Raw genomic sequence first — 25,472 nt, 5'->3', positions numbered from 1 at the left:
CCGTGTGTGCGATCCGCCAAGGGCGCTCTGAACGGCGGGGAGAGCCACGCCGGAGCGGGGGTGCTCCGCCGCTCGCCGGGCCGCACCGCATCGCCGCCGGTCAGGCCCGGTGCGCCGGCGGCCGGGCGGGTCCTTAGACGCCCTGCCGGTCCCGCCCCCTGGCCATGATCACGGCCAGCCCGGTGTCCGTGTCACGCCAGTAGCCCACCGCATCCGCCAGGACACCCTCGACGACGCTCCACTCGTCCGGCGACGCGGCCGCATAGCCCTGCCAGCCCGTGACGACGAGCAGCCGTCCGCGGTCGGCGGGGCACCAGGACAGATCGGTGAGGCAGTCGGCGAGCGCGTCCCAGTTGCGGCCGAACCAGTCCGGCAGCCGCAGGGCGCGGGCGCACCGCTCCATGAAGGCGGCCTTGTCCGTGACCCCCTCCAGGTCCAGGGACGTGCCGGTCCAGCCGGCGTCCCGCGCGGCGGCCAGCGCCTGCGCCACCGAGCGCTCCGCCGGCCAGGGCAGCACCCCGGGGGGCGTACGTCCGTCGAGCACCGCGGCGAGCGGCCGGGGCACGGAACCCGTCATCGAAGCACCGCCTTGAAGGTCCGGTAGTGGTCGTCGGTGTAGTACGTCTCATGGCTGCGTCCGGCGACGAGCCGGCGGGCTCCGCGGTCCGGCGAACCGGGCGTGGGCACCGTGTACTCGTGGTAGTAGCCGCGCGGCTGACGGGGCAGCAGCCGCTCACGGTTGCCGAAGACGGTGCCGTCCTGGGGATACCGGAAGGGGCCGCCGGCATCGATGAGCCGGAGGGTGTCCCGCGCCTGGACGGGCAGCGCGCCGGCCGGCACGACCGGCATGCCCCGGGGCCGGTCCGGAGCGCCGGAGGGGCCCGGCGCATCGGCCGCGGCCGTGGCGGCGGACCGCGGCGATCCGGATGAACTCCCGCCCGCGCCACCGCCCGTGGCGCAGCCGGTCAGCACCAGGAGCAGCCCGGCGAGCAGCGTGCCGAGGACAGCGGCGGCACGGCGCGGGACGGAGCGGATCACCATGCGCCGATGCTGTCACAGGGCTGCGCAGGCTGCTCGTCGGTGACCGGCGCCAGGGGTGCACGGGCGTGGGGCGGCGGGGCGGTCCGCGCAGAGGCGGAGCAGCGGGCGGGGTGGCGAGGCGGCCGGGGCGGTCCGCACGGGCGGGTGCCCCCACGTACGGACGGGGCGGCGGGGCGGCGGGCCGGTCACGCGGGGCCGTCCGCCGCCGCGTCCCGCCCGGCGGCGCGGGTCACGCCCCGTCAGGGTCCGCCCGGTCCAGTGCGGGGCGCGGCCCGGGGCCGGTCTCCAGCAGCAGGTGGTCGGCCGCGGCGGTGTCCGTGACCAGGCTGGTCACCAGCCCGGAGCGCAGCACCGCGCCGATCGCGTCGGCCTTGCGCCGGCCGCCGGCGATGGCGACGACCTCCGGGATACGGCGGAGCCGGTCCGCCTCGACGGTGATGCAGCGCTCGCCGAGGTCCCGGCCGATCCGGCGTCCTTCGGCGTCGAAGAGGTGCGCCGACATCTCGGCGGCCGCCCCCAGCGAGGCGTAGTGCTCCCGCTCCTGCTCGGAGAGCATGTCGTAGACGGTCGAGACGCCCGGTTCCCAGGAACCGATGGAGACACAGGCGACGGTGACCTTGTCGAAGTACTCGAACGCACGGGCGATCCCGGTCTGGCGGCGCAGCGCCTCGGCGGTCGCCGAGTCGGGCAGCAGCATCGGCGCATAGATCGGATGCGCCTCGCCGCCGGCGACATCGGCCGCCCGGCGCACCGCCTCGACCGAGCCGCGGTCGGCGGTACCGGCGTCGTACACACCGGTCAACTGCACCACGGTGCACGGCGGGAGGCGGTGCAGCGCGGCCGCCATGTGAATGGTCGACCGGCCCCACGCCAGCCCCAGCACATCGCCCTCGGTGACCAGCTCACCGAGGAGATCGGCCGCGACCTCGCCCAGATTCTCCGGGTCCGCGGCGTCGTCGGGCGGCGTCTGGCCGCCGAAGGCGGGGGGAGCGTCCGCGGGCGACTCGACGACGACCGCGTGCCGCAGGCCGTAGCGGGCCCGCAGGGCGTCGGAGCGTTCGGCGTCCAGCTCGGAGGGCACCCGGATCTCGATCCGTACGAGATCACGTTCCAGGGCGGTCTCCAGCACCCGCGCGACCTTGAACCGGCTGACGCCGAACTCCTCCGCGATCTGGATCTTCGACTTGCCCTCAAGATAGAAACGGCGGGCCATGGCCGCGGCCTGCACCAGCTCGGCAGGGCCCATTCCGGACTGTGGGCGGCTGGCTACCACGAAATTCTCCCCTTTTGCGCATCTGATCGAGTCTTTGCTCATCCTTTCAGAAACCCGGCGGCAACGGGGACCACGACCGTCCCGACCCTCGTGAACGCTCGGTTGCGCCCCGTACAACGGGCGGCGCGGCCCCCGCCACGGGCGGATTCCCGTGGCGTGAATCAGCGGGGCCGCCGGCTCCCGCTCCTGGGGCCTGACCGGCCCCCGCGCTCAGTGCGCGCAGCCCCAGCCCGCCGCCGCGGTCGCCGTCTCGGCCTGTTCGCGCAGGTCCCTGACCGCCTTGGCCGGGTCGTCCGCGCCGTACACCGCGGAGCCCGCCACGAACACATCGGCGCCCGCCTCCGCGCACCGCTCGATGGTGGCCGCCGAGACCCCGCCGTCCACCTGGAGCCCCAGCTGCAGGCCGTGCCGGGAGATCAGTTCACGGGTGCGGCGGATCTTCGGCAGCATGATGTCCAGGAACGCCTGGCCGCCGAAGCCGGGCTCCACGGTCATGATCAGCACCATGTCGAGCTCGGGGAGCAGGTCCTCGTACGGCTCGATCGGGGTGGCAGGCTTCAGCGCCATCGACGCCCGCGCGCCCTTGGCCCGGATCTCCCGCGCCAGCCGCACCGGCGCGGCCGCCGCCTCCACGTGGAAGGTCACGGACCCGGCTCCGGCCTCGATGTACTGCGGCGCCCAGCGGTCCGGGTCCTCGATCATCAGATGCAGGTCGAGGGGGGTGTCCGTCGCCTTGCTCAACGACTCGACCACCGGCACACCGAGGGTGAGGTTCGGGACGAAGTGGTTGTCCATCACGTCGACGTGCAGCCAGTCGGCGCCCTTGACGGCCTGCGCCTCCTCGGCGAGGCGGGCGAAGTCTGCGGACAGGATGCTGGGGTTGATCAAGGCCATGCCCCCAGTATGGCGTGCGGGCCGGGAACGGGAGGCGGCGGGAGGGACGGGACCCGGCGGGCCGGCGGGCCGGCGGGCCGATGGACGGCGGGCCGGTGACACGCCCTCGGCCCCGGAGCCCGCCGGCGGGAGCGCGGACGGGCTCTCTCACACATTCACACGTTTCCTCCGCCTCCCTCCGTCTTCGCCTCTCCGGACTGCCGGCGCAGCGTTGCGGTGGCGATGTCGAGGAAGTCCGTTACGGGTCCCACACAGTTGTCCGCCGGCACCGCCAGGCAGGTCTCGACGGGCGGCGCATCGGTGACGGGCAGATAGACGAGGTCGGGGCGGGAGTACGAGCCCGCGACGCTGACGGGAACCAGCGCGAGGCCCTGCCCGGAGGCGATGAGCTCGAACTTCTCCTCCAGTGAGGACGTCCGCCGCGTCCTGACATCGAGGACCGGCTCACCGTCGAGAGCGGCCGACGTGAGGGTGCGACGGCCGGCCAGCCGATGGGTCACGGGCAGGCACGCGACCTTGGTCTCGTGACCGATGGGGACGGTGTGCAGCCCCGTGTCATCGAAAGGGCGCCGGAGATATCCGACGTGCGCACGGCCGTCGCGCAGCGGTGCGTCCTGCTCCCACCAGCGCAGCGGAAACACATCGATGTGGACCTCCGGGTGGCTCGCCGTGAACGCCACGATCGCCTCCGAGACGCGCAGGCCGGGTGAGAAGGCGACGACGAGCCGCTGTTCGCCCCGCTCGGCCTCGTGCACGCGCCGCAGCGCCGTCTCGACCGCCGTGGTGATCCTGCCCGCCTCGTCGTACAACTGCCGCCCCGCGGCGGTCAGTTCGACGCTACGCGTGGTCCGCGTGAACAGCAGGCAGCCCAACTCCTGCTCGAACGCGCGGATCTGCCGGCTGAGCACCGGCTGCGCGATGTACAACGCCTGTGCCGCCCGGCCGAATTGCCGGTGCTCGGCGACCGCGACGAAATAGCGGAGTTTACGCAGATCCAAATCCATGCCCGAAAGGTATCAACGTGGTGGAAAAGGTATTGGACGCCCGGCGGACCCCCTCGGAGACTTGCCTCACGATCGCCATCGCCTCTCCGGCGGGCGGCACCCATACGGACCTCCGCCCCGCGGTGCCCCACAAGCCCTGACCCGCAAGCCCTGACGCACAAGAGGAACCACATGACCGACCCCCGCAAGACCGCCCTCGTCATCGGGGCCTCCCGGACCCTGGGCCTCGGGCTCGCCGCCGCGTACCTGCGCCGCGGCTGGGACGTCATCGGCACGGTCCGCGGCAGCCGGCGCACCGGCCTCCACGACCTGGCCGAAACGTCCGGAGGGCGGCTGACCGTCGAGTCGCTGGAGATGACCGATCCGGAGCAGATCTCGGCACTGCGCGACCGGCTGGCCGGACGCACCCTCGACCTGCTCTTCGTCAACGCCGCCATCACGCGCGGCGATATCCCGATCGGCGAGGTCCCGACGGACATGTTCACCGAGGTCATGGTCACCAACGCCCTCAGCCCGATGCGGGTCGTGGAATCCCTGCGTCCGCTGGTCGCGCCCACCGGGACCATCGGCGTCATGTCCTCCGACCAGGGGAGCATCACCCTGAACACCGAGGGCGGCCAGGATCTGTACCGGGCCAGCAAGTCCGCGCTGAACCAGCTGATGCGCAGCTACGCCGCCCGCCACGCCGAGGACGACCGCAAGCTGCTGCTCGTCGACCCGGGCTGGGTACGTACCGAACTCGGCGGCCCGGACGCCGAGCTCAGCGTGGAGGAGAGCATTCCCGGGGTGGTGGAGACGATCGAGCGCCACCGGGAGCCGGGTCTGCACTTCGTCGACTACCAGGGGCAGGTCGTGCCCTGGTAGTCGTGCCCTGGTAGTCGTGCCCTGGTTGTCGTCGCCCTGGTTGTCGTCGCCCTGGTTGTCGTCGCCCTGGTAGACGCCGCCACCGGGTCCTGCCGGGACCGTCATTCCTGTTGCAGGGGCGCGCTTCGCTCAGCCGGTCCGGCGCAGCAGCGCCAGATACATCGCGTCGGTGCCGTGCAGATGCGGCCACAGCTGGACGTCCGGACCGTCGCCGAGCGCCGGTACGCCGGGCATCAGCGGGCGGGCGTCGATCCACTCCACCTGCACCGGCTCGCCGCCGCGCCCCTTGAGGACGTCGTCCACCACGGCCCGGGTCTCGGCCGGATGCGGCGAGCAGGTCGCATAGCCGACGACACCGCCGACGCGTACGGCCGCGAGCGCCTGCCGGAGCAGTTCGCGCTGCAGCGGGGCGAACCCGTCCAGGTCCTCGGGGCGGCGCCGCCAGCGCGCCTCCGGCCGCCGGCGCAGCGCCCCCAGACCGGTGCACGGCACGTCCATCAGCACCCGGTCGAAGGATCCTGGCCGCCAGGCCGGGCGGGTGCCGTCGGCGGTGATGACCGCATACGGACCGGGGTTGCCGTCGAGAGCCCGCGCCACCAGACGTGCGCGGTGCGGCTGCTTCTCCGAGGCCAGCAGCGCGGCACCGCGCTCGGCGGCGAGCGCCGCCAGCAGCGCCGCCTTGCCGCCGGGGCCCGCACAGCCGTCGAGCCAGGCGCGGTCGGGGCCCTCGACGGGTGCGTTCGCCAGCGCGAGGGCGACGAGCTGGCTGCCCTCGTCCTGCACCCCGGCGCGCCCCTCGCCGACCGGGCCCAGGGCCCCCGGCTCCCCGCCTTCCGCCAGCCGGACCGCGTACGGGGACCAGCGCCCGGGGAGCGCCCGCTCTTCGCCTGCCGCCGACAAAAGCTCCTCGGTGGTGGAGCGGCCGGGCCGGGCGACCAGCGTCACCTCGGGGCGTTCGTTGTCCGCCTCCAGCAGGTCCTCGATACCGGCCCGGCCCCCGCCGAGCGCGTCCCACAGCGCCGAGACGACCCACCGGGGGTGCGCATGCACGATGCCGAGGTGGTCCTCGGGGTCCTCGTCGTACTCCGGGGCGACCCGCTCCAGCCAGCCGTCCAGGTCGTGGGCGGCGACCTTGCGCAGTACCGCGTTGACGAACTTCGCCCGCCCGTCGCCCAGCACCACCCGCGCCAGCTCGACGCTGGCGCTCACCGCGGCGTGCGTCGGGATGCGGGTGCCGAGCAACTGGTGCGCGCCGAGGGTCAGCACGTCCAGGACCGGCGGGTCCACCTCCCGCAGCGGCCGGTCCACACAGCTCGCGATGATCGCGTCATACGTCCCCTGCCACCGCAGCGAGCCGTAGACCAGCTCCGTCGCCAGCGCCGCGTCCCGGGCGTCGAAGTCGCCGCCCTCGCGTGCCTTGCGAAGCAACGGCGGCAGGACGAGGTTCGCGTAGGCGTCCCGCTCGTCGACGGCCCGCAACGCCTCGAACGCGAGGATCCTGACCGGGTCCTTCTGCGGGCGGCGATGGGGCTTGCTGGGGCGACGGCGCGGCTGCTGGCTCACAGAAAAGGTGCTCCGGATACGAGATGAGGGGTCCGTCCCAGCCTACGCGGGCGCGCGGGTGGGGCGCGCGCGGAGGCCGGAGCGGGACCGCGCGCGCAGGCCGGAACCGGAGCGTGCGCGGAAGCCGGAGCCGGACCGGGACCGTCCTCCGGCGCCGGCCGACCTCCTCACAGCGGACGGACGGGGGCTCAGTCCCCCAGCCGCTCCCCGCTCTCGATCCGCACTCCGCGCGCCCAATCGGCCGCCTTCATCGGCTTCTTGCCCTGCGGCTGGACCCAGCCGAGTTCGACGGGGTGGCTGCCGGTACCGACGTACACCGCCTTCTTTGTCACGGCGAGTTCGCCGGGCGCGAGGGCGGGCTCGGTGTGGCCCGCGGCGGCAGCGGCCGACATCAGCTTGAGGCGTTCGCCCCGGAAGACCGTCCAGGCACCCGGCGCGGGCGCACAGCCGCGGATCACCCGGTCGACCCGCAGTGCGGGCGCCGCCCAGTCCACCCTGGCGTCCTCGACCTCGATCTTCGGCGCGAGGGTGACCCCGTCGGCCGGCTGCGACACCGCCTGCAGCGTGCCGTCCTCGATGCCGTCCATCGTCGCCACCAGCAGCCCGGAACCGGCGAATGCCAGCCGGGTGAGCAGATCGCCGCTGGTGTCGGTCGGCCGGACCTCCTCGGTCAGCACCCCGAAGACCGGGCCGGAGTCCAGTCCGGTCTCGATCTGGAACGTCGAGGCGCCGGTCACCTCGTCCCCCGCCAGCACCGCATGCTGCACGGGCGCCGCGCCCCGCCACGCGGGCAGCAGCGAGAAGTGCAGGTTGACCCACCCCTTGGCGGGAATGTCGAGCGCGGCCTTCGGCAGCAGCGCCCCGTAGGCGACCACCGGGCAGCAGTCCGGCGCGATCTCCCTCAGCCGGGCCAGGAAGTCCTCGTCGCGCGGCTTGACGGGCTTGAGCACCTCGATGCCCGCCTCCTCGGCCCGTTCCGCGACGGGGCTGGCGACCAGCCTCCGGCCGCGCCCCGCGGGCGCGTCGGGCCGGGTGACGACGGCCACGACCTCGTGCCGGTCCGAGGCGAGCAGGGCATCGAGGGCGGGTACGGCGACCTCGGGGGTGCCGGCGAAGACGAGCCTCATGGGTGGCGATCTACCTCTCACACGCAGCGGAACGACACACCAGTCTAGGCGGACCCGTACCGGGCCATGGGCGGTGGCTCAGGGGGCGTACGACGTTTCCCGCGCCTTGTACGGAAGCTCGTGCGCCCCCATACCGTGACCAGAGCCGCTGCTGTCGCGTTGGTCAAACAGCATTGACCCGGACCGGGCCGCTTCGGCGGCCCGCTCGCTTTCACCTTTTCCTTTTCCACGCCGGTTCGAGAGGCTTGCTCATGGCCGACCACGCAACCCACGACGCCCAGGCGCGCGCCAGCCTGCATCTCCTGGTGCGGGACATCGAACGGGTGCGCCGGCAGGTGGACGCACTGCGCACGCTGACCGCTCAGCTCGGCAACGTCTACCGGCCACGGCGCACCGGCCCGTCCGCAGGCTTCGTCGTCTACGGACGCGCCCCCGCCCCGACGGTGCGCCTTGCCCAGGAGCTGCGGGACAGCGTCGAAACCCTGGTCACGGCCGCGGTCGACTTCGACCGTTCGCTCGGATTCTCCTGGGACGCGGTGGGCTCGGCACTCGGCGTCACCAAGCAGGCGGTGCACCGCCGTTACGGTGCCCGCCGGGCCGCCGCCCAGCCCTCCGCGGAGAGCAACGGCGGTGAGCAGACGGTGCGTTCACCCGACTCCGCCGCCGCGAGAAGTGCGGTGACCATGGCCGCGGGCCTGCCCGGCTCCCCGTCCGTCCCCGCCGCCCGCGCCATGCCCGCCCAGCCCTCCGCGGTCTCCCGCGACGAGCCGTCCCGCCCGGGCGCCTTCCCCGGCCCCCGCAACGGCTGAACCTCCCCGGCACCGAGCGCCCTTGGCCCCCTCCGCGCCCCGCCGCTCGCCAACGCCCCGGGACCACCCGCCGACAGCGGTCCCGGGGCGGCGCCATGTCCGGGGGCCGTACCGCTCACCCCAGATCGGGCGGATCGATCCGTACCCGTACCGCCTCGCCCTCCCGCTTGACCAGCCGGGCCGCGCGGGCGGCCTTGAGCGCCGCGGCGAGGGCGGCACCCTGGCCGGGGCGGACGCGGACCAGCGCGCGTTCCCACTGCTCGCCCGGCGGAGGGTCGCCGGGGCGGCGCGGGCGCGCGGGGTCCGGCGCCGGCAGCGGAACGGGCCCCAACACCTCGGCGCCCTCGGGGAGTTCGGCATCCTTCAGCAGCTCGACGACATCCTCCGCGCGGCCGGCGACCGAAGCCATCCGCGACACCGGGGGGAAGCCCAGCTCGGCCCGCTCGGCCAGCTCGCGGACCGCGTGGCCGACCGGGTCCCAGCGCACCAGCGCCTGCACCGGCCGCAGCGTCGGCTCCGCGATCACCGCGACGGTGCCGCCCTCCGCCTGGCCGCGGACCAGCGCGGCGGCGCCCAGCCAGCGGCGCAGCGCCTCCTCCCCCGCCCGCAGGTCGGGCCGCCCCAGCAGCGCCCAGCCGTCCAGCAGCAGCGCCGCCGCATAGCCGCCGTCCTCGACCACCGGCTCCGCGCCGGGCGTACTCACCACCAGCGCGGGGGCACCCGGAACCGTTGCCAGCACATGATCGCGCCCCGAGGTGCGCACCGGGACCGACGGGAACACCCGGCCCAGCTCCTCCGCCGTCCGCCGCGCCCCCACGACCTGGGCCCGCAGCCGCGCCCCGCCGCATTCGGCGCAGTGCCAGTCCGGCTCGGGGCGGCCGCACCAGGCACAGGCCAGCTCGCCCGCCTCCTGCGACTCCAGCGGACCCGCACAGGCCCGGCAGCGCGCGGGGGTACGGCAGCGTTCGCAGGCCAGGCGGGGCGCATACCCCCGGCGCGGCACCTGGACGAGCACCGGTCCGCGCTGCAGGCCCTCGCGCACCACCTGCCAGGCCATCGTCGGCAGCCGGGCGGCGCGCGCCGCGGCGTCCCGCGCCTCGTCACCGTCGCCGACCGTACGCACCAGGGGCGCCGCGGTCCGCACCTGCTCGCGCTCGGCGGTCAGCGGGCGCGCCCAGCCGGTCTCGACGAGCTGGGCCGCCTCGACCGTGCAGCTCAGCCCGCCCAGCAGAAATCCGGCGCGCTCATTGACCGAGCGCTGGATCAGGACCTCGCGGGCGTGCGGCTGGGGCGCATGCGGGTCGCTGTGGCTGGCGTCCCCGTCGTCCCACAGGGCGACCAGGCCGAGTCCTGCGACCGGTGCGAACATCGCGGCGCGCGTCCCGACCACGGCGCGCACCGCGCCACGGCTGACCGCCAGCCAGCGGCGGTAGCGCTCCTCGGGCCCGGCATCGGCGGTCAGCAGCACATGCCGGCCCTCCCCGATCAGCTCGCCGAGGGCCGCGTCCACCCGCGCGGCGGCGCGCCCGTCCGGCACCACCACCAGCGCGCCGCGCCCGCCGGCCAGCGCCGCGGCCACCGCCCGCGCCAGCTCCTGCGGCCAGGTCGCCCCGGGCAGCGCCGTCCACACCGCCCGCGGCACGTCCCCCCGCGTCAGCGCCGCCAGGAAACCGGGGCCCGCGCCGTAGCGCGCCCAACTTCCGGGCTCCGGCGCGGCGTTGGGCGGCAGCGGCGCCGGTGACGGCTTGGCTTCCGCCCGCGCCCGGCGCGGCGGCACGGCCAGCTGCACCACATCGGCGAGCGTCCCGGCATAGCGGTCCGCCACCGCCCGGCACAGCCCCAGCAGCTCGGGCGTCAGTACCCGCTCGGACGACAGCACCTGCGCGATCGGGGCGAGCACCCCGCGGTACTCGCTCTCCGCGGCCCGCTCCACGATGAATCCGCTGACCAGCTTGCCGCCCTCACGGCGGCCGCCTTTCTCGCCCGCCCCGAAGCGCACCCGCACCCGCACGCCGGGCTGGGCCTCGGCGTCCATCGCCGCGGGCACCGCGTAGTCGAAATAGCGGTCGAGGTGCACCAGCCCCTTGTCGACCAGCACCCGCGCCACCGGCAGCCCGGCGGCCAGCTCGGCGCCCCGCCACGTCCGCGGCTTGGCCCGTTCCGTCTTGGTCTCCCGCACGGCCTCCCGGATGAGGGCCAACTGCTCGCCCGCACCCGAGGCCCCCGCCTCCGGTTGCCCGTTCTCCCTGCTCACAGCATCAGTCTTAGCAGATGGCACGGACAGCGAGGGGTGCCTGTGGACAGCCGACGGCCCCGGACCACTGGGGCGGTCCGGGGCCGTGGGCCACTACACGGGCGATACGAAAACCGAGGAGCCTTAGAGACCCGCGGCCTTCTTCAGCGCCTCCACCCGGTCCGTGCGCTCCCAGGTGAAGTCCTCCAGCTCACGGCCGAAGTGGCCGTAGGCGGCGGTCTGGGAGTAGATCGGGCGGAGCAGATCGAGGTCGCGGATGATGGCGGCCGGGCGGAGGTCGAAGACCTCGCCGATGGCCTGCTCGATCTTGTCGGTGTCGACGGTGGCGGTGCCGAAGGTCTCGACGAAGAGACCGACCGGCTCGGCCTTGCCGATCGCGTAGGCGACCTGGACCTCGCAGCGGGCGGCGAGGCCGGCGGCTACGACGTTCTTGGCGACCCAGCGCATCGCGTAGGCGGCCGAACGGTCGACCTTGGACGGGTCCTTGCCGGAGAAGGCACCGCCGCCGTGGCGGGCCATGCCGCCGTAGGTGTCGATGATGATCTTGCGGCCGGTGAGGCCGGCGTCACCCATGGGGCCGCCGATCTCGAAGCGGCCGGTCGGGTTGACCAGCAGCCGGTAGCCGTCGGTGTCCAGCTTGATGCCGTCCTCGACGAGCTGGGCCAGGACGTGCTCGACGACGAACTCGCGGATGTCGGGAGCGAGCAGCGAGTCGAGGTCGATGTCACTGGCGTGCTGGGAGGAGACCACGACGGTGTCGAGGCGGACGGCCTTGTGGCCGTCGTACTCGATGGTGACCTGGGTCTTGCCGTCGGGGCGGAGGTAGGGGATGGTGCCGTTCTTGCGGACCTCGGACAGGCGCTTGGACAGGCGGTGCGCGAGGTTGATCGGGAGCGGCATCAGCTCCGGGGTCTCGTCGCAGGCGTAGCCGAACATCAGGCCCTGGTCGCCGGCGCCCTGCTTGTCCAGCTCGTCGTCGTCGCCCTCGACGCGGTTCTCGTACGCGGTGTCGACACCCTGGGCGATGTCCGGGGACTGCGCGCCGATGGACACCGAGACGCCACAGGAAGCGCCGTCGAAGCCCTTCTTGGACGAGTCGTAACCGATGTCCAGGATCTTGTTGCGGACGAGGTTGGGGATGTCGGCGTACGCCTTCGTCGTCACCTCGCCGGCCACATGCACCAGGCCGGTGGTGATCAACGTCTCCACGGCGACCCGGGAGGTCGGGTCTTCCTTGAGGAGAGCGTCGAGGATGGTGTCGCTGATCTGGTCAGCGATCTTGTCGGGGTGGCCCTCGGTGACGGACTCCGAGGTGAACAGGCGGCGGGACACATCGCTCCCTGGGGTTGCAGCGGCTGCTGGCTGATCATTGGCGGAAGGGCCGAGAGCTGCGCTCGGCCCGATCCACTCGCCAGTTTATCGGTCGTGTGCGGCGTTCGGGCACGCGGTCTCGATTTATGGACCCCCCGTGACCTGGGACACCACGGCCCTCGGTAGGACGATCACCTCGAGTATGGGCCGGGTCAAGGGGACATGCCGGAGTTTAGGCGGCCGGTGGGGTGACCCCCCGGTCCGGACGGGCGCGTCAGGGGCGAGTCTCGGCCAGGCGGGGCGCAACCAGGTCCCAGACCGTGTCGGCCAGGTCTTCCTTGGGGCCGTACGGGACCGGGGTCTCGGTTCCGTCGGCCGCCAGGATCACCGCCTCGTTCTCCGCCGAACCGAAGGCCTTGTGCTCCCCGACCTCATTGACGACCAGCAGGTCACAGCCCTTGCGAGCCAGCTTGGCCCGGCCGTTGGCGAGCACGTCGTCGGTCTCCGCGGCGAAGCCCACCACGAGTTGGCCGGGGCGGGCCCGCTCGGCGGAGAGTTCGGCGAGGATGTCCGGATTTCTGACCAGAGTGACCGGTTCCGGCTCCTGGCCTTCGACCTTCTTGATCTTGCCGTTGGCGTAGACGGCAGGCCGGAAATCGGCGACGGCGGCGGCCATGACCACCGCGTCGGCGTCCGCGGCCGCCTTCCCCATCGCCTCATGGAGCTGACGGGCGGTGCCGATGTGGATCACGTCCACCCCGGCCGGATCGGGCAGCTCGGTGTTGCCGGCGACCAGCGTGACGTGGGCGCCGCGGGCCGCCGCCGTACGGGCGAGCGCGTAGCCCTGCTTGCCGGAGGAGCGGTTGCCCAGATAGCGGACGGGGTCCAGCGGCTCACGGGTGCCGCCCGCGCTGACCACCACGCGGCGGCCGGCGAGGTCCTGCTCCGCCGCCCGGTCGCCGCGGGCCAGCACCCGGCGGCAGAAGGCGAAGATCTCGGCCGGGTCGGGGAACCGGCCCTTGCCGGTGTCGACGCCGGTCAGCCGGCCGACCGCCGGATCGATGACGAGGGCCCCGCGGCGGCGCAGCGTGGCGACGTTCTCCTGGGTGGCGGGGTGCTCCCACATCTCGGTGTGCATCGCCGGGGCGAAGACCACCGGACAGCGCGCGGTGAGCAGAGTGTTGGTCAGCAGGTCGTCGGCCAGGCCGTGGGCCGCCTTGGCGAGCAGGTCGGCGGTGGCCGGGGCCACCACGACGAGGTCGGCGCTCTGGCCGATCCGGACGTGCGGGACCTCGTGGACGGATTCCCAGACCTCGGTGCCGGCCGGGTGGCCGGACAGCGCCGACCAGGTGGCCTCCCCGACGAAGTGCAGCGCCGAGGCGGTCGGCACGACCCGTACGTCGTGCCCGGACTCGGTCAGCCGCCGCAGCAGCTCACACGCCTTGTAGGCGGCGATCCCGCCGCTCACCCCCAGGACGACCCTGGGCCGCTCCCGCTCACGCCTGTCCATCGCTTCGCCGCTCCCCGGGCCTCGGTCCCTACGTATTGCCCCTATGACACACCAAGGGCCCGGCGGGTGTCCCGCCGGGCCCTTGGTGAAGGGTGCCGCTGCTTACTGAGCCGGGCCCTCGATGGCCTCGGAGGTCAGCAGGCCCGCGTTGATCTCGCGCAGCGCGATCGACAGGGGCTTCTCGTGGACGTGGGTGTCCACGAGCGGGCCGACGTACTCGAGCAGGCCCTCGCCGAGCTGCGAGTAGTACGCGTTGATCTGGCGCGCGCGCTTGGCGGCGTAGATCACCAGGCTGTACTTCGAGTCGGTGGCCTCGAGAAGCTCATCAATGGGCGGGTTGATGATGCCCTCGGGTGCAGTGATGGAAGAGGACACTCTCTACCTTCCGAAGGGGGATGAAGCGGGGGTGTGACGCAAAGTCTTCGACGGTCCGGGGAGCTGCGCGGTCAGCCGCTGGTGTTCTCGTCTCCGGACCTATTCAGCATCAAGGCTAGCAGCTCACGGCTGACGTCCTCGACGGAGGTGTTGACAAGCGTCGTATCGAACTCCTTTTCCGCTGCCAGTTCGACCCTGGCGGCGGCCAGCCGGCGCTCGATGACCTCCGGGGCCTCCGTGCCCCGGCCGGTGAGCCGGCGGACCAGCTCGTCCCAGCTCGGCGGGGCCAGGAAGAGCAGATGCGCTTCCGCCATGGACTCGCGGACCTGGCGGGCGCCCTGCAGGTCGATCTCCAGCAGGACCGGTTCCCCGGACTCCAGGCGGTCCAGCACCGCCTTGCGGGGAGTGCCGTACCGGTTGCCCGCGAATTCGGCCCATTCGAGCAGCTCGCCGTTGGCGATGAGCTTGTCGAATTCCCCGTCGTCGACGAAGAAGTAGTGGACACCGTGCCGCTCCCCGGGGCGCGGCTTGCGGGTGGTGGCCGAAACCGAGAGCCAGACCTCGGGGTGGACCTTGCGCATATGCGCGACGACCGTGCTCTTGCCGACCCCGGAGGGGCCGGAGAGCACGGTCAGTCGCGGTTGTCTGGCCGGGGGCGCGGGGGTCGTCCCCCCGGAGACTGCAGAACTCATGCAGCGATTATTCCAGCTTCCCGGTGATGCCGGAAAATTCAGGAAGCAGTGCTGCCGAACTCGCGCTCCAGCGACGCGATCTGGTTGGAGCCAAGACCCCGGACTCGGCGGCTCTCGGAGATCCCGAGCCGTTCCATGATCTGCTTGGCGCGGACCTTGCCGACGCCCGGCAGGGACTCAAGGAGCGCGGAGACCTTCATCTTGCCGATGACGTCGTTCTCCTGGCCCTGCTTGATGACCTCATGGAGGGAAGCACCGGAGTGCTTGAGCCGATTCTTGACCTCGGCGCGCTCCCGGCGAGCCGCGGCGGCCTTCTCGAGCGCGGCTGCGCGCTGTTCAGGGGTAAGGGGCGGAAGAGCCACGCCTACGTCACCTCGGATGTCGAACTGTCGGATACGGACCGGTGTGGAACCTAGTCGCCCCGCACCTGCGGAGCAACGAGCAACGCGCTTACGTGCAGTGCTCTCGTCGGAGACTAGCGCCAGAGGGCGCCGGAGTCAGCGAGAACAAGCGAAAAGTCCTGGTCAGACTCTGCTGACCAGGACAATTCGGGACCAAAGTCCCCGTGGGAAGGCTCTCAATCGAGCGCGGTGCGCACTTCGCCGGCGAATCGGTCCGCCGCGGCACGCAGCGCCGAGGTGTCCGGACCGTGCCGCAGCACCCCCCGGCTGACGCTCGGCACGACGTTGCGCACGGCGTCACCGAAGACCTTCGGGAGGTCGGCGGGGGTGGCGCCCTGGGCGCCGATGCCGGGGGCGAGCAGCGGACCGTTGATCGCCAGGTCGAACGAGGAGAGATCGCCGAGCGTGGCGCCGACGACCGCGCCGAAGGAGCCCAGCGGCTCGGCACCGGCATTCTCGGCGGCGAGGTGGCCGAGCATGGTCGCGGCGAGCGTACGGCCGTCCTCGCGCACCGCCCGCTGGACCTCGGCGCCCTCGGGGTTGGAGGTGAGGGCGAGGACGAAGAGCCCGGCGCCGCTCTCGCGTGCCAGGTCGACGGCCGGCTTCAGCGAGCCGTACCCGAGGTACGGGGAGACGGTCAGCGCGTCGGAGAACAGCGGCGAGTCCTTGCGCAGGTAGGTCTCGGCGTAGGCGGCCATGGTGGAGCCGATGTCGCCGCGCTTGGCGTCCATCAGCACCAGGGCCCCGCGCTCGCGTGCCTCCTCGACGGCGGTCTCCAGGACGGCGAGGCCGCGGGAGCCGAAGCGCTCGAAGAACGCGGATTGTGGCTTGAAGAGTGCGACCGTCTCGCCCAGGGCCTCCACGACGGTCCGGGTGAACCGCGCCAGGCCCGCGACATCGTCGTTCAGGCCCCAGTCGGCCAGCAGCGAGGCGTGCGGGTCGATGCCGACGCAGAGGGGCCCGCGCTCGTCCATGGCGCGGCGCAGACGGGCTCCGAAGGTCTCCTGGATCATGCGGTCACCTTCTTGTGCTCGGCGCCGACCGCGTCGGCGAGGGTGGCGTACGGGCTGTTGCGCAGGCGGGCGGCGAGGCCCTTGTGGATCGCGCGGCACCAGAACGGGCCCTGGTAGATGAAGGCGCTGTAGCCCTGGACCAGGGTGGCACCGGCCAGGATGCGCTGCCAGGCGTCCTCGGCGTTCTCGATGCCGCCCACCCCGATGAGGGTGACCGTGTCGCCGACGCGGGCGTAGAGGCGGCGCAGCACCTCCAGGGAGCGCTCCTTGACGGGCGCGCCGGACAGCCCGCCGGTCTCGGCGGTCAGCTTCGGGTCGGATACCAGGCCGAGGCCCTCGCGGGCGATGGTGGTGTTGGTGGCGATGATCCCGTCCAGGCCCAGCTCGACGGCCAGGTCGGCGACCGCGTCGACGTCCGCGTCGGCGAGGTCGGGGGCGATCTTGACCAGCAGGGGGACCCGGCGGCCGGTGACCGTGCGGTCGGCGGCCTCGCGGACGGCCGTCAGCAGCGGGCGCAGATGGTCGACGGCCTGGAGGTTGCGCAGCCCCGGGGTGTTCGGGGAGGAGACATTGACGACCAGGTAGTCGGCGTGCCGGGCAAGCCGCTCGGTGGAGGTGACGTAGTCGGCGACGGCTTCGTCCTCCGGTACGACCTTGGTCTTGCCGATGTTGACGCCGACGGTGGCCGGGAAGACGGGGTTGCGGGCGGCCAGACGGGCCGCCACGGACGCGGAGCCGTCGTTGTTGAAGCCCATCCGGTTGATCAGCGCGCGGTCCGCCACGAGCCGGAACAGGCGCTTCTTGGGGTTGCCGGGCTGCGGCTGGGCGGTGACCGTGCCGATCTCGACGTGGTCGAAGCCGAGCATGGTCATCCCGTCGATCGCGACGGCGTTCTTGTCGAAGCCGGCGGCCAGGCCGAAGGGACCGTGCATCCGGCGGCCCAGGGCCTCGGTGCGCAGCTCCCGGTAGCGGGGCGCGAGGGCGGCCGCCAGGAAGGTGCGCAGCACGGGGACCCGCACGGCCAGCTGGATCCAGCGGAAGGCCAGGTGGTGGGCCTGCTCGGGGTCCATGCGCTTGAAGATCAGGTGGAAGAAGAGGCGGTACATCGTCGGGTGGGCCTTCCGGGGTGAGGAGTGCGGGGGCTCATGAAGAGGGGGACACCGCGTCGGTGTCCCCCTCCTGGCCGCTACTCCTCGCGGGCCGCGGTGAGATGTTCGGCGTGTTCCTGGAGGGAACGCACCCCCACGTCGCCGCGGGACATCGCCTCGATGCCCTGGACCGCGGCGGCCAGCGCCTGGACCGTGGTCAGGCAGGGCACGGCGCGGGCCACCGCCGCGGTACGGATGTCGTAGCCGTCGAGCCGGCCGCCGGTCCCGTAGGGGGTGTTGACGATCAGGTCGACCTGACCGTCGTGGATGAGCTGGACGATGGTCTTCTCGCCGTCCGGGCCCTCGCCCTCGGACTGCTTGCGCACCACGGTGGCGTTGATGCCGTTGCGGCGCAGCACCTCGGCGGTGCCGGAGGTGGCGAGCAGCTCGAAGCCGTGCGCGACCAGCTCACGGGCCGGGAAGATCATCGAGCGCTTGTCGCGGTTGGCGACGGAGACGAACGCCCGGCCCTTGGTGGGCAGCGCCCCGTAGGCGCCGCTCTGCGACTTGGCGTAGGCGGTGCCGAAGACCGAGTCGATGCCCATGACCTCGCCGGTGGAGCGCATCTCCGGGCCGAGGACGGTGTCCACACCACGGCCCTGGATGTCGCGGAACCGCGACCAGGGCATCACGGCTTCCTTCACCGAGATCGGCGCGTCCAGCGGCAGGGTGCCGCCGTCGCCCGTCTTGGGCAGCATGCCCTCGGCGCGCAGCTCGGCGACGGTGGCGCCCAGCGAGATCCGCGCGGCGGCCTTGGCCAGCGGTACCGCGGTGGCCTTCGAGGTGAAGGGCACCGTACGGGACGCGCGGGGGTTGGCCTCCAGCACGTAGAGGATGTCGCCGGCCATCGCGAACTGGATGTTGATCAGTCCGCGGACGCCGACGCCCTTGGCGATGGCCTCCGTCGAGGCGCGCAGCCGCTTGATGTCGTAGCCGCCGAGCGTGATCGGGGGCAGGGCACAGGCGGAGTCGCCGGAGTGGATGCCGGCCTCCTCGATGTGCTCCATGACGCCGCCGAGGTAGAGCTCGTGGCCGTCGTAGAGCGCGTCGACGTCGATCTCGATGGCGTCGTCGAGGAACCGGTCGATGAGGACCGGGTGGCGGTCGATCAGGCCGGCGTGGCGGGTGAGGTACTCGCCGAGCGACGGCTCGTCGTAGACGATCTCCATGCCGCGGCCGCCGAGCACGTAGGACGGGCGGACCATGACCGGGTAACCGATCTCGGCGGCGATCCGCTGGGCCTCGTCGAAGGAGAAGGCGGTGCCGTACTTGGGCGCGGGCAGTCCGGCCTCGGTGAGCACCCGGCCGAAGGCGCCGCGCTCCTCGGCGAGGTCGATCGCCTCGGGCGAGGTGCCGACGATCGGCACGCCGTTGTCCTTGAGCGCCTGCGCAAGGCCCAGGGGGGTCTGGCCGCCGAGCTGGACGATGACGCCGGCGACCGGGCCCGCCTGGGTCTCGGCGTGCACGATCTCCAGCACGTCTTCCAGCGTCAGCGGCTCGAAGTACAGGCGGTCGGAGGTGTCGTAGTCCGTCGAGACGGTCTCGGGGTTGCAGTTGACCATCACGGTCTCGTAGCCGGCGTCGCTGAGCGCGAACGAGGCGTGGACGCAGGAGTAGTCGAACTCGATGCCCTGGCCGATGCGGTTGGGGCCGGAGCCGAGGATGATCACGGCCGGCTTCTCGCGCGGGGCGACCTCGGTCTCCTCGTCGTAGGACGAGTAGAAGTACGGGGTCTTCGCGGCGAACTCGGCGGCGCAGGTGTCGACCGTCTTGTAGACCGGGCGGACCCCGAGGGCGTGCCGGACCTCGCGGACGACGTCCTCGCGCAGCCCGCGGATCGCGGCGATCTGGGCGTCGGAGAAGCCGTAGCGCTTTGCGTCCGCAAGGATCTCGGGGTGGAGCTTTTCGGCGGCCGCGATCTCGTCGGCGATCTCCTTGACGAGGAAGAGCTGGTCGACGAACCAGGGGTCGATCTTCGTGGCGTCGAAGACCTCCTGGGGCGTGGCGCCGGCCCGGATCGCCTCCATGACGGTGTTGATCCGGCCGTCGGTGGGGACCTTGGCCTTCTCCAGCAGGGCGGCCTTCTCGCCCGGCTCGGTCAGGAAGTCGAACTGGCTGCCCTTCTTCTCCAGGGAGCGCAGGGCCTTGTTCAGGGCCTCGGGGAAGTTGCGGCCGATGGCCATGGCCTCGCCGACCGACTTCATGGTCGTGGTGAGGGTGGCGTCGGCGGCCGGGAACTTCTCGAAGGCGAAGCGGGGCACCTTGACGACGACGTAGTCGAGGGTCGGCTCGAAGGAGGCCGGGGTCTTCTCGGTGATGTCGTTGGGGATCTCGTCGAGGGTGTAGCCGACGGCGAGCCGGGCGGCGATCTTCGCGATCGGGAATCCGGTGGCCTTGGAGGCCAGCGCCGAGGAGCGCGAGACCCGCGGGTTCATCTCGATGACGATGACCCGGCCGTCCTCGGGGTTGACCGCGAACTGGATGTTGCAGCCGCCGGTGTCGACGCCGACCTCGCGGATGACGGCGATGCCGACGTCCCGCAGGGTCTGGTACTCGCGGTCGGTGAGCGTCATCGCCGGGGCGACGGTGATCGAGTCACCGGTGTGCACGCCCATCGGGTCGAAGTTCTCGATGGAGCAGACGACCACGACGTTGTCGTTCTTGTCGCGCATCAGCTCCAGCTCGTACTCCTTCCAGCCGAGGATGGACTCCTCCAGGAGCACCTCGGTGGTCGGCGAGAGCGTCAGGCCCTGGCCGGCGATCCGGCGCAGCTCCTCCTCGTTGTGGGCGAAGCCGGAGCCGGCACCGCCCATGGTGAAGGAGGGGCGGACGACGACGGGGTAGCCGCCGAGCTCGTCGACGCCCGCGAGGACATCGTCCATGGAGTGGCAGATCACCGAGCGGGCGGACTCGCCGTGGCCGATCTTCTTGTTGACCTCGGCCACGACCTCCTTGAACAGGTCGCGGTCCTCGCCCTTGTTGATCGCCTCCACATTGGCGCCGATCAGCTCGACGCCGTACTTGTCGAGGGTGCCGGACTCGTGCAGCGAGATCGCGGTGTTCAGCGCGGTCTGGCCGCCCAGGGTGGGCAGCAGGGCGTCCGGGCGCTCCTTGGCGATGATCTTCTCGACGAATTCCGGGGTGATCGGCTCGACATAGGTGGCGTCGGCGATCTCCGGGTCGGTCATGATCGTCGCCGGATTGGAGTTCACCAGGATGACGCGCAGGCCCTCGGACTTGAGGACCCGGCATGCCTGGGTACCGGAGTAGTCGAACTCGGCGGCCTGGCCGATGACGATCGGGCCGGAGCCGATGACCAGGACGGACTGGATATCGGTGCGCTTAGGCACGCTGGCCCTCCATCAGGACGGTGTTCATCAAAGACGTGAAGCGGTCGAAGAGGTACGCGGCGTCGTGCGGACCCGCGGCGGCTTCGGGGTGGTACTGGACGCTGAAGGCCGGCTGGTCGAGGAGGTGCAGGCCCTCCACCACGTTGTCGTTGAGGCAGACGTGGGAGACCTCGGCGCGGCCGAAGGGGGTGTCGGAGACCTTGTCGAGCGGGGCGTCGACGGCGAACCCGTGGTTGTGCGCGGTGACCTCGACCTTGCCGGTCGTGCGGTCCTGCACGGGCTGGTTGATGCCGCGGTGGCCGTACTTGAGCTTGTAGGTGCCGAAGCCGAGCGCGCGGCCCAGGATCTGGTTGCCGAAGCAGATGCCGAACAGCGGCGTCTTGCGCTCCAGCACCCCGCGCATCACGGAGACCGCGTGGTCGGCGGTGGCCGGGTCGCCGGGGCCGTTGGAGAAGAACACGCCGTCCGGGTTCACCGCGTAGATGTCCTCGACGGTGGCGGTGGCGGGCAGGACGTGCACCTCGATGCCGCGCTCGGCCATCCGGTGCGGGGTCATGCCCTTGATGCCCAGGTCGATCGCGGCGACGGTGAACTTCTTCGTACCGATCGCCGGGACGACGTAGGACTCCTTGGTGGCGACCTGCGTGGACAGGTCGGCGCCCTGCATCTCGGGGGCCTGGCGCACCTTGGCCAGCATCGTGCCCTCGTCGGGCAGCGCGTCGCCGGAGAAGATGCCGACCCGCATGGCACCGCGCTCGCGCAGGTGGCGGGTCAGGGCGCGGGTGTCGACACCGCTGATGCCGACGACGCCCTGGGCGACCAGCTCGTCGTCGAGGGAGCGCACCGAACGCCAGTTGGACGGGATACGGGCGGGGTCACGGACGACATAGCCGGCCACCCAGATCCGCTGCGACTCGGGGTCCTCGTCGTTCACCCCGGTGTTGCCGATGTGCGGGGCGGTCATGACGACGACCTGGCGGTGGTACGAGGGGTCGGTCAGGGTCTCCTGGTAGCCGGTCATGCCGGTGGAGAACACCGCTTCGCCGAAGGCCTCCCCCACGGCCCCGTAGGAGCGGCCGCGGAAGCTGCGGCCGTCCTCCAGGACGAGTACGGCGGGGATCCCCCTTGTGCCGTGGGCGGTGCCCCTGGTGGAGGTCGTCATCGTGCGCCTTCCGTTTCGGTGTGCTCGGTGGTGCTGGTGGTGTGCTCGGTGCTGCTCAGCCGGTTGACGGCCTCGACCCAGGCCGGGTGCTCCTCCGCCCGGTGGGCGCGGAAGCCGGAGTCGAGCTGCCGGCCGCCGTGCTCCCAGGTGACGATCAGCAGGCCGCCCTCGGTCAGGACCTTGCCGGCGATGCCCTTGTCGAGGCGGGCGCCGCGCAGGGCCGCGGCCGGCACGAAGAAGTCCGTCGCGCCCGGCCGTACGACGTCCAGTCCGCTGTCGGTGAGGGTCAGCTCGGCGCGGCTGCGGGTGCCCAGGCCGCGCGCCACGATCCGGTCGAGCCACTGCCCCGCGGTGGTGGAACCGTGGTAGCGGCCGGACAGGGTCAGCAGCGGGGCGCCGGGGTCGGCGGGAGCGGTGGGCAGCTCGGGCAGGTCGCCCTGGAGCGTGCCGCGCCACTTCCAGCCCTGACGCATCAGCCAGTAGACGAAGACGACGAAGACCAGCAGGCCGGCGACCCAGCCGATCCGTGCGGCCCAGTCGGTGACCGGGGCGGAGTGCTGCGCCGCGGCCAAGGTGCTCAGTGGAGGTGTCACGCCAGCTTCCCGTCGACGAGCGTTGCCCGGCCCCGCAGGAAGGTGTGGGTGACACGCCCCGGCAGCTCACGGCCCTCGTAGGGGGTGTTGCGGCTGCGGGAGGCGAAGCCCGCGGGGTCCACCTCTCCACGGTAAGCGGAATCGACCAGCGTGAGGTTGGCGGGCTCACCTGCCGAGACGGGACGGCCGTGGCCGGCCGCGCTGCCGATCCGGGCCGGCGCGAAGGACATCCGGTCCGCGACGTCCGCCCACGTCAGCAGGCCGGTGTCGACCATCGTCCGCTGGACGACGGAGAGCGCGGTCTCCAGGCCCACCATGCCCATGGCGGCGGCGGCCCACTCGCAGTCCTTGTCCTCGTGCGGGTGCGGGGCGTGGTCGGTGGCGACGATGTCGATGGTGCCGTCGGCCAGCGCCTCGCGCAGGGCCAGTACGTCGCGCTCGGTGCGCAGCGGCGGGTTGACCTTGTAGACCGGGTTGTAGCTGCGCACCATCTCGTCGGTCAGCAGCAGGTGGTGCGGGGTGACCTCGGCGGTCACATCGATGCCGCGGGACTTGGCCCAGCGGACGATCTCCACGGACCCGGCGGTCGACAGGTGGCAGATGTGCACCCGGGAGCCGACGTGCTCGGCGAGCAGCACATCGCGGGCGATGATCGACTCCTCGGCGACGGCCGGCCAGCCGCTCAGCCCCAGCTCGGCGGAGACCACGCCCTCGTTCATCTGGGCGCCCTCGGTCAGCCGCGGCTCCTGGGCGTGCTGGGCGACGACGCCGCCGAAGGCCTTCACGTACTCCAGCGCCCGGCGCATGATCACGGCGTCGTCGACGCACTTGCCGTCGTCGGAGAAGACCGTGACGCCGGCCGCGGACTCGTGCATGGCGCCCAGCTCGGCGAGCTTCTTGCCCTCCAGGCCGACGGTCACCGCGCCGATGGGCTGCACATCGCAGTAGCCGTGCTCCTTGCCGAGCCGGTAGACCTGCTCGACGACGCCGGCGGTGTCGGCGACCGGGAAGGTGTTGGCCATGGCGAACACGGAGGTGTAGCCACCGGAGGCGGCGGCCCGGGTGCCGGTGAGCACCGTCTCGGAGTCCTCGCGGCCGGGCTCGCGCAGGTGGGTGTGCAGGTCGACGAGCCCGGGCAGCAGGATCTTGCCGTCGGCCTCGACGACCTCGGCGCCCTCGGCGCTCAGCCCGGTGCCGACGGCCTCGATGAACTCCCCGTCGATCAGGACGTCCTGGGGCTCCCCGCCCAGCACCCTGGCACCGCGGATCAGGATCTTGCTCATGGTTCTTACTTCTCCTCGGTACGGGGGTGGGTGAGGGCCGGCTCGTTGCCGCCCAGGAGCAGGTACAGGACGGCCATCCGGATGGAGACGCCGTTGGCCACCTGCTCGACGACCGTGCAGCGGTCGGAGTCGGCGACCTCGGCGGTGATCTCCATGCCGCGGACCATCGGGCCGGGGTGCATCACCAGCGCGTGCCCGGGCATCCGCGCCATCCGCTCGCCGTCCAGGCCGTAGCGGCGCGAGTACTCCCGCTCGGTCGGGAAGAAGGCGGCGTTCATCCGCTCGCGCTGCACCCGCAGCATCATCACGGCGTCGGATTTGGGCAGCACCGCGTCGAGGTCGTAGGAGACCTCGCACGGCCAGTTCTCCACCCCGACCGGCACCAGGGTGGGCGGCGCGACGAGGGTGACCTCGGCGCCCAGGGTGTGCAGCAGATCGACGTTGGAGCGCGCGACCCGGCTGTGCAGGACGTCGCCGACCAGGGTGATCCGGCGGCCGGCGAGGTCCTGGCCGAGCCCGGCGTCCGGCCCGATGAGCCGGCGGCGCATGGTGAAGGCGTCGAGCAGGGCCTGGGTGGGGTGCTGGTGGGTGCCGTCACCGGCGTTGATGACCGGGGCGTCGATCCAGCCGGAGGTGGCGAGCCGGTAGGGGGCGCCGGAGGCGCTGTGCCGGATGACGACGGCGTCCACGCCCATCGCCTCCAGGGTCTGGGCGGTGTCCTTGAGGGATTCGCCCTTGGAGACGCTGGATCCCTTCGCCGCGAAGTTGATCACGTCCGCGGAGAGCCGCTTCTCGGCGGCCTCGAAGGAGATCCGGGTCCGGGTCGAGTCCTCGAAGAAGAGGTTGCAGATGGTGCGTCCGCGCAGGGTGGGGAGCTTCTTGATCGGCCGGTCGGCGACCCGGGCCATCTCCTCGGCGGTGTCGAGGATGAGGACGGCGTCGTCGCGCGTGAGATCGGCGGCCGAGATGAGGTGACGCTTCATCCGGTTTTCTCCGTGAGTGAAGGAGGTGTACGGGAATATCCGTCGAGCGGGCATGCCTGCGGACCCGGGGTCACCGGGTCCGTGCGCGGTGCGCTATCGCTCGCCGGCCGGGGCGGGGTGCTTCACGCCGAGCAGCACGGCGTCGCGGCCGTCCTCCTCGGTGAGCTGGACCTTGACCGTCTCCCGCAGCGACGTGGGGAGGTTCTTGCCTACGTAGTCGGCACGGATCGGCAGTTCGCGGTGGCCGCGGTCGACGAGGACCGCCAGCTGTACGGCGCGCGGCCGTCCGATGTCGCCCAGCGCGTCGAGTGCGGCGCGGATGGTGCGTCCGGAGAAGAGCACGTCGTCGACGAGCAGGACGACGCGTCCTTCGATGCCGTCGGCGGGGATGTCCGTACGGGCGAGCGTGCGGGCCGGGCCCAGGCGCAGGTCGTCGCGGTACATCGTGATGTCGAGCGAGCCGACCGGGACCGTGCGGCCGGTGATCTCCTCGAGCTTGGCGGCGAGCCGCCGGGCGAGGAAGACGCCGCGGGTGGGGATCCCCAGGAGCACCACATCGTCCGCGCCCTTGGCGCGCTCGACGATCTCGTGGGCGATGCGGGTGAGCATCCGCGCGATGTCCGGGCCTTCGAGCACCGGGCGTGCGGGGAGCCGATCCGTCGTGTCGGAACTGCTTGCGTCCATATGAAACGGACCTCCTTCTCCGCCTCACGGGACGGATCTTAAAGGACGTCGGAATTACGCAGCCCAGGCTATCAGGACCCCTCACAGGAGCGGTCCGCACCCCTGACGGGTGAGGGTCTGCCCCGTTCCGCTTGACGA

At 72.2% G+C, this 25,472-nt stretch carries 23 protein-coding genes; 2 read left to right on the top strand and 21 right to left on the bottom strand.

Annotation, left to right across the window (positions count from 1 at the left end; genetic code table 11):
- Positions 1-133: 133 nt before the first annotated feature.
- From D9V36_RS35555 to D9V36_RS35535, 5 genes are all read right to left on the bottom strand, one after another.
- The gene (locus tag D9V36_RS35555; RefSeq protein WP_129297387.1) at positions 134-577 is read right to left on the bottom strand and encodes a barstar family protein; all 444 of its coding nucleotides are present in this window, start codon (positions 575-577) and stop codon (positions 134-136) included.
- Positions 574-1,041, bottom strand: coding sequence for a ribonuclease domain-containing protein (locus D9V36_RS35550; protein ID WP_129297386.1), 468 nt, complete (start codon positions 1,039-1,041; stop codon positions 574-576). The genes D9V36_RS35555 and D9V36_RS35550 overlap by 4 nt, the downstream gene beginning before the upstream one ends.
- Before the next feature lie 229 nt (positions 1,042-1,270).
- Positions 1,271-2,287, bottom strand: a complete 1,017-nt coding sequence (locus tag D9V36_RS35545) for a sugar-binding transcriptional regulator (protein WP_129297385.1) — start codon at positions 2,285-2,287, stop codon at positions 1,271-1,273.
- A gap of 237 nt (positions 2,288-2,524) precedes the next feature.
- Positions 2,525-3,208, bottom strand: a complete 684-nt coding sequence (rpe, locus tag D9V36_RS35540) for a ribulose-phosphate 3-epimerase (protein WP_129297384.1) — start codon at positions 3,206-3,208, stop codon at positions 2,525-2,527.
- Positions 3,209-3,363: 155 nt separating this feature from the next.
- Positions 3,364-4,212: a LysR family transcriptional regulator gene (locus D9V36_RS35535; RefSeq protein ID WP_129297383.1), complete on the bottom strand. Its 849-nt coding sequence runs from the start codon at positions 4,210-4,212 to the stop codon at positions 3,364-3,366.
- 171 nt (positions 4,213-4,383) lie between these two features.
- On the opposite strand from D9V36_RS35535, the gene D9V36_RS35530 reads away from it, so the two are divergent.
- Positions 4,384-5,076 carry an SDR family oxidoreductase gene (locus D9V36_RS35530; protein WP_129297382.1) on the top strand — a complete coding sequence of 231 codons (693 nt, stop codon included), beginning with the start codon at positions 4,384-4,386 and terminating at the stop codon, positions 5,074-5,076.
- Positions 5,077-5,205: 129 nt separating this feature from the next.
- On the opposite strand, the gene D9V36_RS35525 is transcribed toward D9V36_RS35530, so the two are convergent.
- Complete coding sequence (locus D9V36_RS35525) at positions 5,206-6,639, bottom strand: RsmB/NOP family class I SAM-dependent RNA methyltransferase (protein ID WP_129297381.1); 1,434 nt, start codon at positions 6,637-6,639, stop codon at positions 5,206-5,208.
- A 188-nt stretch (positions 6,640-6,827) separates the two neighbouring features.
- A complete protein-coding gene (gene fmt, locus D9V36_RS35520; protein ID WP_129297380.1) occupies positions 6,828-7,766 on the bottom strand; it encodes a methionyl-tRNA formyltransferase in 939 nt (312 codons plus the stop codon).
- Between the two features lie 251 nt (positions 7,767-8,017).
- Between fmt and D9V36_RS35515 the strand changes: the two genes are divergently transcribed.
- A complete protein-coding gene (locus tag D9V36_RS35515) occupies positions 8,018-8,575 on the top strand; it encodes a hypothetical protein (protein WP_129297379.1) in 558 nt (185 codons plus the stop codon).
- Between the two features lie 115 nt (positions 8,576-8,690).
- On the opposite strand, the gene D9V36_RS35510 is transcribed toward D9V36_RS35515, so the two are convergent.
- The 14 genes from D9V36_RS35510 to pyrR form a co-directional block, all read right to left on the bottom strand.
- On the bottom strand, positions 8,691-10,829 hold the full coding sequence (locus D9V36_RS35510) for a primosomal protein N' (RefSeq protein WP_129297378.1): 2,139 nt from the start codon (positions 10,827-10,829) through the stop codon (positions 8,691-8,693).
- A 123-nt stretch (positions 10,830-10,952) separates the two neighbouring features.
- On the bottom strand, positions 10,953-12,161 hold the full coding sequence (gene metK, locus D9V36_RS35505; RefSeq protein WP_088796724.1) for a methionine adenosyltransferase: 1,209 nt from the start codon (positions 12,159-12,161) through the stop codon (positions 10,953-10,955).
- Between the two features lie 253 nt (positions 12,162-12,414).
- Complete coding sequence (gene coaBC, locus D9V36_RS35500; protein ID WP_129297377.1) at positions 12,415-13,650, bottom strand: bifunctional phosphopantothenoylcysteine decarboxylase/phosphopantothenate--cysteine ligase CoaBC; 1,236 nt, start codon at positions 13,648-13,650, stop codon at positions 12,415-12,417.
- 102 nt (positions 13,651-13,752) lie between these two features.
- A complete protein-coding gene (gene rpoZ, locus D9V36_RS35495; RefSeq protein ID WP_005319902.1) occupies positions 13,753-14,025 on the bottom strand; it encodes a DNA-directed RNA polymerase subunit omega in 273 nt (90 codons plus the stop codon).
- 71 nt (positions 14,026-14,096) lie between these two features.
- Positions 14,097-14,717 (bottom strand): guanylate kinase, encoded by a 621-nt coding sequence (gene gmk, locus D9V36_RS35490; protein ID WP_129297376.1) that lies wholly within the window; start codon positions 14,715-14,717, stop codon positions 14,097-14,099.
- Positions 14,718-14,755: 38 nt separating this feature from the next.
- A complete protein-coding gene (locus D9V36_RS35485) occupies positions 14,756-15,079 on the bottom strand; it encodes an integration host factor (RefSeq protein ID WP_006607450.1) in 324 nt (107 codons plus the stop codon).
- Positions 15,080-15,294: 215 nt separating this feature from the next.
- On the bottom strand, positions 15,295-16,131 hold the full coding sequence (gene pyrF, locus D9V36_RS35480; RefSeq protein ID WP_129297375.1) for an orotidine-5'-phosphate decarboxylase: 837 nt from the start codon (positions 16,129-16,131) through the stop codon (positions 15,295-15,297).
- A complete protein-coding gene (locus tag D9V36_RS35475) occupies positions 16,128-17,237 on the bottom strand; it encodes a quinone-dependent dihydroorotate dehydrogenase (RefSeq protein WP_129297374.1) in 1,110 nt (369 codons plus the stop codon). The genes pyrF and D9V36_RS35475 overlap by 4 nt, the downstream gene beginning before the upstream one ends.
- Positions 17,238-17,317: 80 nt before the next feature.
- Positions 17,318-20,629, bottom strand: a complete 3,312-nt coding sequence (gene carB, locus D9V36_RS35470; protein ID WP_129297373.1) for a carbamoyl-phosphate synthase large subunit — start codon at positions 20,627-20,629, stop codon at positions 17,318-17,320.
- On the bottom strand, positions 20,622-21,791 hold the full coding sequence (gene carA, locus D9V36_RS35465; RefSeq protein WP_129297372.1) for a glutamine-hydrolyzing carbamoyl-phosphate synthase small subunit: 1,170 nt from the start codon (positions 21,789-21,791) through the stop codon (positions 20,622-20,624). The genes carB and carA overlap by 8 nt, the downstream gene beginning before the upstream one ends.
- On the bottom strand, positions 21,788-22,384 hold the full coding sequence (locus D9V36_RS35460) for a hypothetical protein (RefSeq protein ID WP_129297371.1): 597 nt from the start codon (positions 22,382-22,384) through the stop codon (positions 21,788-21,790). The genes carA and D9V36_RS35460 overlap by 4 nt, the downstream gene beginning before the upstream one ends.
- Entirely contained in the window at positions 22,381-23,667 is a 1,287-nt protein-coding gene (locus D9V36_RS35455; RefSeq protein ID WP_129297370.1) for a dihydroorotase, read from the bottom strand. Before D9V36_RS35455 ends, D9V36_RS35460 begins: the two co-directional genes overlap by 4 nt.
- A gap of 5 nt (positions 23,668-23,672) precedes the next feature.
- Positions 23,673-24,650: an aspartate carbamoyltransferase catalytic subunit gene (locus D9V36_RS35450; protein ID WP_129297369.1), complete on the bottom strand. Its 978-nt coding sequence runs from the start codon at positions 24,648-24,650 to the stop codon at positions 23,673-23,675.
- Between the two features lie 93 nt (positions 24,651-24,743).
- Complete coding sequence (pyrR, locus tag D9V36_RS35445) at positions 24,744-25,334, bottom strand: bifunctional pyr operon transcriptional regulator/uracil phosphoribosyltransferase PyrR (RefSeq protein ID WP_129297368.1); 591 nt, start codon at positions 25,332-25,334, stop codon at positions 24,744-24,746.
- Positions 25,335-25,472: the final 138 nt, after the last annotated feature.

Source organism: Streptomyces lydicus (assembly GCF_004125265.1).
In the GTDB taxonomy this organism is placed as follows: Bacteria; Actinomycetota; Actinomycetes; order Streptomycetales; family Streptomycetaceae; genus Streptomyces; species Streptomyces lydicus_C.
Note: the sequence above shows the minus strand (reverse complement) of the source record. Positions and strands in the feature narration are given on the sequence as shown.

Coding starts and splice junctions, on each gene's coding strand:
- D9V36_RS35530 (WP_129297382.1), top strand. CDS start 4,384: ATGACCGACCCCCGCAAGACCGCCCTCGTCATCGGGGCCTCCCGGACC.
- D9V36_RS35475 (WP_129297374.1), bottom strand. CDS start 17,237: ATGTACCGCCTCTTCTTCCACCTGATCTTCAAGCGCATGGACCCCGAG.
- fmt (WP_129297380.1), bottom strand. CDS start 7,766: ATGAGGCTCGTCTTCGCCGGCACCCCCGAGGTCGCCGTACCCGCCCTC.
- D9V36_RS35550 (WP_129297386.1), bottom strand. CDS start 1,041: ATGGTGATCCGCTCCGTCCCGCGCCGTGCCGCCGCTGTCCTCGGCACG.
- gmk (WP_129297376.1), bottom strand. CDS start 14,717: ATGAGTTCTGCAGTCTCCGGGGGGACGACCCCCGCGCCCCCGGCCAGA.
- D9V36_RS35545 (WP_129297385.1), bottom strand. CDS start 2,287: ATGGGCCCTGCCGAGCTGGTGCAGGCCGCGGCCATGGCCCGCCGTTTC.
- carA (WP_129297372.1), bottom strand. CDS start 21,791: ATGACGACCTCCACCAGGGGCACCGCCCACGGCACAAGGGGGATCCCC.
- rpe (WP_129297384.1), bottom strand. CDS start 3,208: ATGGCCTTGATCAACCCCAGCATCCTGTCCGCAGACTTCGCCCGCCTC.
- coaBC (WP_129297377.1), bottom strand. CDS start 13,650: ATGGACAGGCGTGAGCGGGAGCGGCCCAGGGTCGTCCTGGGGGTGAGC.
- D9V36_RS35555 (WP_129297387.1), bottom strand. CDS start 577: ATGACGGGTTCCGTGCCCCGGCCGCTCGCCGCGGTGCTCGACGGACGT.
- D9V36_RS35515 (WP_129297379.1), top strand. CDS start 8,018: ATGGCCGACCACGCAACCCACGACGCCCAGGCGCGCGCCAGCCTGCAT.
- D9V36_RS35535 (WP_129297383.1), bottom strand. CDS start 4,212: ATGGATTTGGATCTGCGTAAACTCCGCTATTTCGTCGCGGTCGCCGAG.
- pyrF (WP_129297375.1), bottom strand. CDS start 16,131: ATGATCCAGGAGACCTTCGGAGCCCGTCTGCGCCGCGCCATGGACGAG.
- D9V36_RS35450 (WP_129297369.1), bottom strand. CDS start 24,650: ATGAAGCGTCACCTCATCTCGGCCGCCGATCTCACGCGCGACGACGCC.
- pyrR (WP_129297368.1), bottom strand. CDS start 25,334: ATGGACGCAAGCAGTTCCGACACGACGGATCGGCTCCCCGCACGCCCG.
- D9V36_RS35455 (WP_129297370.1), bottom strand. CDS start 23,667: ATGAGCAAGATCCTGATCCGCGGTGCCAGGGTGCTGGGCGGGGAGCCC.